The organism is Coleofasciculus sp. (assembly GCF_046539235.1).
In the GTDB taxonomy this organism is placed as follows: domain Bacteria; phylum Cyanobacteriota; class Cyanobacteriia; order Cyanobacteriales; family Coleofasciculaceae; genus Coleofasciculus.
Map to the genome: position 1 here is coordinate 1 of NZ_JBKHHI010000260.1, position 9389 is coordinate 9389.

A 9389-nucleotide genomic window follows, 5' to 3' on the forward strand; every position below is an offset into this window, starting at 1 on the left:
AATGACCAATGACCAATGACCAATGACCAACAACGAGAAGAAAATCGAATTTTTGAATCACTACTGGAGTACCTAAAAGAAACACGCGCCTTTGATTTCACAGGCTACAAACGCTCCACGCTTAAGCGGCGGGTAACCAAGCGAATGCAGTCTCACAAGATTGATAACTTTGGCGATTATCTGGACTACCTAGAAGTTCATCCGGAAGAATTTGAGCCGCTGTTCAATACAATTTTAATTAACGTTACCGCATTTTTCCGGGATACCGAAGCCTGGGACTATTTACACCATCAACTCCTGCCACAACTGTTGCAACAAAAGAATAGGCAAGAGCAAATCCGTGTCTGGAGTGCGGGGTGTTCATCGGGAGAAGAAGCCTATTCTATCGCCATACTTTTGGCAGAAATGATGGGGTTTGAACAATTTCGCCAGCGAGTGAAAATTTATGCCACGGATGTAGACGAAGAAGCCTTGAATCAAGCGCGTTGGGCACGCTATGATGCCAAAGCCTTAGAAAACCTTTCCGAGGAATGGCGACAGCGCTATTTTGATCAAGTCGGCAATCAGTATGTATTCCGACCTGATATTCGCCGTGTGGTAATTTTTGGTCGCAATGATTTAGTTCAAGATGCGCCAATTTCCCGACTGGATATACTGATTTGCCGCAACACGCTGATGTATTTTAATGCGGAAACTCAGAAGCGGATTTTGGCACGGTTTAACTTTGCCCTAAAGGATAACGGCGCTCTATTTTTGGGCAAAGCGGAGATGATGTTAACTAATAGCAATCTATTTAAACCCTTAAATTTACAGCACCGCCTCTTTACCAAAGTAGCCAAACCGAAACTGAGCGATCGCCTGATGATATTCGCCCAAGCTGGGGATAAAGAATCGAGTGCGCGTCTGTCTGAGCGGGTGCGGCTACGAGAAGCGGCGTTTAATACCTCACCCATTGCCCAAATTATTGTTGATGTCAATGGTTACTTAGTGTTGGCAAATATGATCGCCCGGTCAATGTTTGATATCAAACGGCAAGATCTGGGCAAACTGTTTCAAGATTTGGAACTTTCCTACCGTCCCCTAGAACTGCGGTCTCTCATCGATGATGTCTATCGCGATCGCACGTCAATTACAATTAACGATGTGGCACGGGAGCAGTCTGATAAGACTCAGTATTTTGATGTGCAAATTACTCCCTTAAAGGAAAACGGTAATGGTAATTATTTACTAGGAGTGAGCATTTCGTTTCATGATGTCACTCGCTACACCCAACTGCGTAATAAATATGAAAAGTCCACCCAAGAACTGGAGACGGCGAATGAGGAACTCCAGTCGAGTAATGAGGAACTAGAAACGACAAACGAGGAACTGCAATCCACGAACGAGGAGTTAGAAACCACGAACGAGGAACTGCAATCGACGAACGAAGAATTGGAGACAATGAATGAAGAACTCGAGTCTACCAATGAAGAATTGCGGACAATGAATGATGAATTGCGGCTGCGAACGGATGAAGTCAACCAAGCCAATGCGTTTTTAGGGTCAGTTTTGGAAAGTTTCCAAGCTGGGGTGATTATTGTAGACCACGAATTTAAGATTATCCGTTGGAATGAATATTCTGAGGAATTCTGGGGACTACGCAGTGACGAGGTACAAGACAAATCCCTACTGAGTTTGGATATTGGCTTACCTGTGGATCAGTTGTGCGAACCAATCCGTAAATGTTTTCAGGGCGAGGAAAATCATCAGACAATCATGGTGGATGCGATTAATCGCCGAGGTCAATCCATTCAATGTCAGGTTACGTTCCACGGCTTGAAAGGGATAGAAGAACAATTACACGGCACGATTATGTTGATACATGAAGTGAATCAAGACGATGGGTGAGGGGGTGATGGGGTGCAATGTAGAGAAGCTTCTCCCATCGCATCTCTGTGTAGGGGCGGGTTTCATGACTATCGTTTTTTGCCCGCCCCAATGTCACTGAACCCGCCCTGTCTAAATGATGAATTCCCAGATACTAATCATAAATGACCCCAAACTGTTGCGGCAAATGTTGAGTAATTTACTTACAAATGCCCGGAAATACTCACCCAACGGTGATCCCGTAGATTTTGAACTGAATCGTGAGGAGAATCAAGCCATACTATTAATTCGCGATCGCGGTATCAGTATTCCCCCAAATGACCAAAATCATCTGTTTCAACCCTTCCATCGCGCCCAGAATACGGGTATAATGCATGGGACAGGACTAGGACTTAGGACTGGCGATCGTCAAAAAAGCCGTGGATTTGCATCAAGGGATGATATCTGTCCAAAGCCAGATTGACATTGGCACTACATTTACCGTAACTTTACCCATCCGAAACTCAAAAAAATTCGAGTCGGGACAGGGCAAGCCCTGTCCCGACTAAATGTGATACAACCGTTTTGAGATAGCCAGATAAATTTGAATCGTCCTCTAGTTAGAAGAATCTGATCCTAAAAAATATTATAATCCAAAGCAGAACAGGCTGTATAGCCTTTATTTAAACTTTAACGCAATCATCAATAACATGTGGCATTAACTATAGAAAAATCTGAATAACCTAGACACCGATGATGTGATGGAGAAAACCATGAATACTAACCAATCGGCAAAAAAAAACTGAATTTATCCTCAGACACCTTAACCGAAGCCATTAACGATCATATTCAAAAAGCCCAGCAGCGCTTAGCAGAGGCTGAACCTGAAGCTGACATTTCACCCAATCAATGCTCAATTCAGCTAGCCGAAACCGTTGCTGAACTATCCACCACCCTAGAAGAATTACAAGTCGCTGTCGAAGAAATCCAAGAACGGAATCAAGAAATTGCAGCAGCGCATCAAGCCACAGAAGACGAACGCCTACGGTATCAAGAGTTATTTGAATTCGCCCCCGACGGCTATCTAATCACCACCGCATCCGGAGTAGTTCAAGATGCCAACCAAGCCGCCGCCACCCTGTTGAATATAGATAAAAAGCGTCTTATCGGCAAACCCCTCGCCGTATTTGTCACCGATGCGAACAGACCCACCTTTCACACCCAACTCAACCGACTCACCAACTTATCCTGCCCAGAATTTCCCAGCACCCTACTGTATAGAGACTGGGAACTATCCCTGCAACCGCGTCAGAGTGAACCCTTTCCGGCGGACATTTCCATTTCTGCCATAATCAACCCCCAATCTCAAATCGTCGGATTGCGCTGGTTAATTCGGGACATGAGTTATCGCCATCAAGTCGAAAACTTACGCCGAGAATTAGAAGCCGAAAAAGAATTCAGCGAACTCAAATCGCGCTTTATCCAAACCGTCTCCCACGAATTCCGCACCCCCCTGAACATGATTTACGTCTCCGCGCAACTCCTCGCCCGTTCTCACGACAGCTTAAGCGAAGACAAATGCAATCAATTACTCAACCGAACCGATAAAGCCGTGCGGCGGATAACCAAAATCTTAGATGATGTCCTCATATTTAGTAAAGCCAGCGCCGACAAACTGGAACTCAACCCCACCTTACTCGACATAGAACAATTCTGCCAAACCATCGTCGAAGACTATCAAGTCATCGCCGGTAGCAGTAAAACAATTCAGTTTAATTCTCAAGGGACAAATCATTCCGTTTGTCTAGATGAAAAACTCCTCTATCAGATATTAGGCAACCTATTATCCAATGCAATTAACTATTCCCAGCCGAATAGCACGATAAACCTAACCCTAACTCACCCATATCATAATGTATGCTTTCAGATTCAAGATCAAGGAATCGGCATACCAAGAGAAGACATCCCCCGACTCTTTGACCCCTTCCACCGGGCGAGAAACGTCAGCAACGTACCCGGAACTGGGCTCGGACTATCCATCGTCAAAAAAGCCATCGAAATCCACGGTGGAACCATCAACGTCCACAGTGAAATCGGCATCGGCACAACCTTCACCGTCACCCTTCCGTTAGGTTCGTAGTTCGTAGTTCGTAGTGTGGGCTTTAGCCCATCAACGCAACGCCGACACCACCAACGTACAATATACATCAAACCTTAACCAAGGGCGGGTTTTGCCACAAACATTATCGGTGAGATTCCCCAATAAATCCCTAAACCCGCCCCTACAAATTACCCTGCTTACCCATCAACCGTTACACAATCACCAACGCCCGATTCAACTCATACCTTAACCAAGGGCGGGTTTTGCCACAAACATTATCGGTGAGATTCCCCATTAAAACCCTAAACCCGCCCCTACAATTCGCCCTGCTTACCCATCAACCGTTGCACAGTCACCAACGCCCGATTCAACTCATACCCCCTCCCTTGCGGATGCGCCAAATACGCTAACTGTTCCTCCTCAATCATCTGCACATCCTGACGCACCAACCCATCCAACAACCCCTGCGCCGAACCAAATAAACTATCCTTAATCCACCGCCGGAACCAAATCGGTAACTTATGCAATCGCCAAAACGCATTCAGCGACGTAAAATGCACCAAATAAGCACGAGTCTGCCGTAAATTTATCGGACACAATAAACAATAAATCCTAAAATCCTCCCCCAAACTCGACACCCAATGGGGATAAACATAACTCACATCCAACGGTTCCGGATGCAAACGCCGCAGCGCCGGAAAAAATAATTGAGAAATCGACCAAATCTTATCAATCTTATAATAACTCTTTGCCTGATAATGAGCATCCACCCGATGTTCATCTTCATCAATATCCACCAAAACCGGATCAGCCCACGCTTGCCAATCCTGATGCAAATGCCCATGATACATATCCATCAAATTCTCAATTAGAAACGAATAATGGGCATTACAGTCAATCCGAGAAACCGTGGCAATATAATTCAGATGTTCCCACTCCGGGAGTCCCATCGGTTGTCGAATGTTCCTATCACCCTCCCCTGGAAACAGCCAAATAAACCCATCCTTTTCCCGCACCGGATAAGCACGAATTGTACAATTCGGCAATTTTTGATTCTCGGCTAAATAGGGAACAAAAACACAATTACCCGTTGACTTAAACTGCCATCCGTGATAGGCGCATTCCAACAAATCTCCCTTAACTTGACCATGACTTAACTGCACCTGGCGATGAGGACAACGGTTTTCTAAGGCATGAATTTCACCCGTACTATCGCGAAAAAGAACAATGTTTTCATGCCAAAGGGTTACGCCGATGGGTTGCGATTTCACCTCATCGCTACGGGCAACAACATACCAATGATTGAGATTAACTGCAAGTTGGCGAATGTCTAAATTGGTCATACTAAGTCATAATTAAATTGTAATTATAATTTAATTGTCGGGGCAGATTTAACCATTGTAGGGGCGGGTGTAGGAATTGTAGGGGCGGGTTTAGGAATTCAACTCAGCTATCACTGAAATAACGGAACAGCAAAACCCGCCCTATCTCACTTTGTTTGTAGTGAGAACTTTAGTTCTCTAACGCCTATCTGGAGAGGGCTGAAGCCCTCACTACGAACCCAATCTATTGCACCAAATAAGGTGTGCCACGCCACTACTGGCTTGACACAGACCCCTCCCTCACCCCATCTCCCCCTCACCCCCTCTCCCCAATACTTATTCAGCAAGCCCTACAATATTCTGTCCCGATCAAAATCCGTTAACGCATGAGAACCAAAGGGACATAATATCCCCGTTGAAGCAAGCATCGGCGCCGTTGGAATCACAGGCGGAGACGTAGAAGGCAAATTCGTTTCACAAATCCCCCCAATCCCCTTAAGAATCTCACCCGACGACACCACAAAAGCCGCCCCTGCATAACTTTTTAATCTCGGATCTTTGGCTTGGGCAATCATAATCATACCCTGAAGCGGATTCTTTGCAGGTAACATCAAATAGCGATAATTCTCCGTCTCTTGGAACCCCGCCAAATTTAACTCAGCTAAACTTGTGGCAAACTGAGAATACTCCAGAAAGTGATTTAATTGCGCCAGATTTACTGCATTTAAATACTCTTGGACTTCCGCTTGCAGCGCCAAAGCAGCGGCTGTCTGGGGAATGTAGGGAGGCGATTCCTGCGCCTGTACTGTTGGCGAGATTCCTGCTAATAAAGTAATCAGTCCTAATTTCGCGATCGCACCTTTAATCATAGCTTGTTCCTCTCCATTGGGGATAGGGGATTGGGATTAGGAAAGTTAGGGCTGGTGCAAGTTGATACGTTATCGGTAATATTCATGATTGAAGCCCTAAACCCGCCCCGACAATTACCTGTACTATTGTTAAGGCTGGTGGGCAATGCCCACCCTACGGTGTATCCAGGGTTTCTGACATAAGACAAATTATATCGAAAAAATTCCTTCTGGATTCACCGATAACAGCGATCGCTGTTGCAATCCTTCCCGGTGTATAATCCCATTAGCCGCCAGGAATCCACTACTTACCGCCCGTTCCATTAAGCCACAGGGAAAGGGCATTTTTACCCAGTCTCCAGCAAAAAATAGATTCGCCACACCTGAATAGGTTTCTGGGCGTTCACTATAACTCCCCGGCGGATAACCGGAGAAGTTTTTCTGATTCACTAACTCCCGATGTAACATCGTCGCCGTTTGTAATTCTGGCACTATTTCATAGAGTTCCTGTGCAAAAGTGGTTAACAGAACCTGCTGATTGGGAAACTCGTCTTCTTTATAACAGTAAGCATGTAATTCTACCACACTTCCCCCCGTCTTTTCATGCCACTGAATATAATCATCTTGGATGCGATGATACAAAGTAATACTATCGGTGAGACGATAGCCAGAAAGGGAGGTAAAATTACTATGTTGCCAAGCAAAATCCCGGTCAAACCAAAATCGGGCAACCGCAAAAGGATCAGCCACGGCTAATTGTTCCACCTGCTGAAACACCTGGGAATTCACATCTCCTTGTGCCAATTTAAACAAATGTTGGACACCGGGAACATCAGTGGCAAAGACATAATAATCCGCCTGAATCGTTTCTGTGGCTACCTGGGGCAAATCTGGGTTAGGAATTCCCACCAGTTGCACCTCATCCTCACTGCTTTGCATCAGTTTAAACCGGGGTAAATCCCGTTTTGCGGGTCCGGCAATCACCTGCCCTTGGGAATTATAAACCGCCCCATGACAGGGACAAATAAACTGACCATCCCCTTGGCGTTGTACCGTACAGCCTTGATGGGTACAGGTTAGAGAAATGGCTTGATTCTCCTCTGGAAACAAGGCAAACATAGCATCCCCAGCGCCGTAATAGTCCACAGTCTTCTCGGATTCATCAGTTGCTATCCTGCGATTCCGCTTCACCCAAAACGGCACCGAGGGTTGAGTATTTCCCTGTTGATAACTAATCGAATAAATCTGCCCATCTTGCCACTGAATCTGACTCACTGTGGCTTCCGTAACAATCCTTCCCTGCTGATTTTGAATCGCTTGGGCAATCGGTTCAACTAAACTCCTACCCATATCCTGGCGTGTCCCATTAAACGCCAATCCCTCCGGATTGCCAAAAAAATAAAAGTGGAAAAACTGCATTAATTCGCCCACACTCAACACATCCGGCGCATTCAGACTGGATTTAGCAAAGGGTAAAAAATACAGATCATAAAGCCCTTGGGGAAACTCACCTTTTACCCAATCCGCAACCGATAATTGATCCAAACGCTGGAAACTATCGGGGATTTGGAAACCGCCAATTTCCCGGAATACCTGCCAATGTTTCAACTTGGTCAGATTAATCCCCCAACGCCAGCGATTTGAGGACGCGATCGCTAAATCTACCACATTCCAGGGAAAAGCAGAACGACTAGGGCGAAAGACTTCTGGCTGATACTGATTATCCCGAAAAACCACGGAGTAAAATTCCAGGGAACGGAAGTGATCCTGGATATCCAACTCAGCCACCAACCGATTCAAATTATAATAATGCGGGAAAAAGCCATGGAATCCATGTTCCATCCGCAGGGCGTGATCACCCACCTGAATTTGCCAACTCGCAATCTTACCTCCGAGTTGAGGCGATCGTTCTAATAAGGTGACATCAAAGCCGCGTTGACTCAACTCATACGCACAACTAAGCCCCGCCAATCCCGCACCCACAACCACCACAGATTTAGGCTGAGTCAGGTTTCGGGGTAAATCCAGGGTATCTGGTTGAATAACCGTCGGTTGCGGTTTCGCCCAGCGAGAATATCCGATCAGACTACCGACTCCGGCGACGCCAATCAGTTTTAGGGCGGTGCGTCGGGAAAGGTAGAATCTGTTTAATTTGTCATTGGTCATTGTTTAAAACACTGATTTCACGGATTTATTGGAGAGATGGGGGTAGGGAGGTGAGAGGTTAGTCACACACACTGATGACACTGAAAGGTTAGTTCTCGCATTTAGAGAGGATAATAATGAAACCCGCCCCTAGAGACAATTCAAATGAACTATTGGCATGAAACATTTGCTGTAGCCCAGCGCATTTTAATTGAACTGGGGCGCAGACGCCGCAGTTTGGTGTTTTGGGGAATTTTCCCCATTTCAGTATTATTACTCAACGGTTATATTTTGGCAGAACGCGCCCAATTGTCGATGGCGCAAGCCTTTGAAAATGCCGCCCCCTCGACGTTGGCTGGTGCTGCTTTATTTTTTAGCTGTCTGGGAGGTACGGTAGCGACGGTGGTGGGAGAACGGGAACAGCAAACCCTTAAACGTCTGTTCATCTCTCCGTTAAGTGGCATATCCTATTTTCTAGGTATCTTTTGCGCCCATAGCGCCATTGCTGGGGGTCAAGCGGTTTTGGTTTATGCGATCGCAGCATGTTGGGGTGCTAAGTTTCAGGGGTCTCTAGTTTTAGGCGTCTTGATTATTCTACTGAGTATTATGGCGTATGTGGGAGTGGGATTCATCTTGGGTACCCAATTTGCCCGTCGCACGGAGGATGTAAACGCCTTGGTTGCGGCGTTTGGCGTACCTCTGTTAATTTTAGGGGGTGCATTTTTACCCACATCCCTGTTCCCCGACACCTTGCTAGACATCGCCCAATTTAACCCGATTTACCATATCAACGAAGCGCTGCTGGGTGTTTGGGCAAATGGCGCGGGATTGGCGGATATTCGGGAGCATTTTTGGTTTTTGGGCGTATTTGCCTTAATTATGGTAATAGCCGGATGGTTATCTTATCAGCGGATGCTGAGAGTTGAGCGAAGGTTATGATATCAGATAAATATTCTTAGGGGCGCACCGACGTGCGCCCGTGTCAACTTAAGGCTGAAACCCTTACTTAATAAGAGATCCCCCCTTGTTCGATCCCCCTCTTCCCTTGTTCGATCCCCCTCCCGTCCCCCTTAAAAAGCAGGGGGTTTTCATTTTCAAAAAATATACCACAATAAAAGCAAAATATTT

General features: G+C 46.0%; 8 protein-coding genes. 5 read left to right on the plus strand and 3 right to left on the minus strand.

Annotated features, from left to right (window positions below):
* Positions 1 to 15: 15 nt before the first annotated feature.
* The 4 genes from ACLFWI_RS20285 (at position 16) to ACLFWI_RS20300 (ending at position 3985) form a co-directional block, all read left to right on the plus strand.
* The gene (locus tag ACLFWI_RS20285) at positions 16 to 1887 is read left to right on the plus strand and encodes a CheR family methyltransferase (RefSeq protein ID WP_446414413.1); all 1872 of its coding nucleotides are present in this window, start codon (positions 16 to 18) and stop codon (positions 1885 to 1887) included.
* 115 nt (positions 1888 to 2002) lie between these two features.
* Positions 2003 to 2329, plus strand: coding sequence for a sensor histidine kinase (locus ACLFWI_RS20290; protein ID WP_446414414.1), 327 nt, complete (start codon positions 2003 to 2005; stop codon positions 2327 to 2329).
* Positions 2304 to 2414 carry a hypothetical protein gene (locus tag ACLFWI_RS20295; RefSeq protein WP_446414415.1) on the plus strand — a complete coding sequence of 37 codons (111 nt, stop codon included), beginning with the start codon at positions 2304 to 2306 and terminating at the stop codon, positions 2412 to 2414. The genes ACLFWI_RS20290 and ACLFWI_RS20295 overlap by 26 nt, the downstream gene beginning before the upstream one ends.
* Positions 2415 to 2851: 437 nt before the next feature.
* A complete protein-coding gene (locus ACLFWI_RS20300; RefSeq protein WP_446414420.1) occupies positions 2852 to 3985 on the plus strand; it encodes a PAS domain-containing sensor histidine kinase in 1134 nt (377 codons plus the stop codon).
* A gap of 275 nt (positions 3986 to 4260) precedes the next feature.
* Here the strand turns inward: ACLFWI_RS20300 and ACLFWI_RS20305 are convergent, their stop codons facing one another.
* From ACLFWI_RS20305 to ACLFWI_RS20315, 3 genes are all read right to left on the minus strand, one after another.
* Positions 4261 to 5289, minus strand: coding sequence for an aromatic ring-hydroxylating dioxygenase subunit alpha (locus ACLFWI_RS20305; RefSeq protein ID WP_446414416.1), 1029 nt, complete (start codon positions 5287 to 5289; stop codon positions 4261 to 4263).
* 329 nt (positions 5290 to 5618) lie between these two features.
* Positions 5619 to 6137, minus strand: coding sequence for a type IV pilin-like G/H family protein (locus ACLFWI_RS20310; RefSeq protein WP_446414417.1), 519 nt, complete (start codon positions 6135 to 6137; stop codon positions 5619 to 5621).
* 189 nt (positions 6138 to 6326) lie between these two features.
* Positions 6327 to 8282, minus strand: a complete 1956-nt coding sequence (locus ACLFWI_RS20315; RefSeq protein WP_446414418.1) for an FAD-dependent oxidoreductase — start codon at positions 8280 to 8282, stop codon at positions 6327 to 6329.
* Between the two features lie 144 nt (positions 8283 to 8426).
* Between ACLFWI_RS20315 and ACLFWI_RS20320 the strand changes: the two genes are divergently transcribed.
* On the plus strand, positions 8427 to 9200 hold the full coding sequence (locus tag ACLFWI_RS20320; RefSeq protein WP_446414419.1) for an ABC transporter permease: 774 nt from the start codon (positions 8427 to 8429) through the stop codon (positions 9198 to 9200).
* The last annotated feature ends 189 nt before the right edge of the window (positions 9201 to 9389 follow it).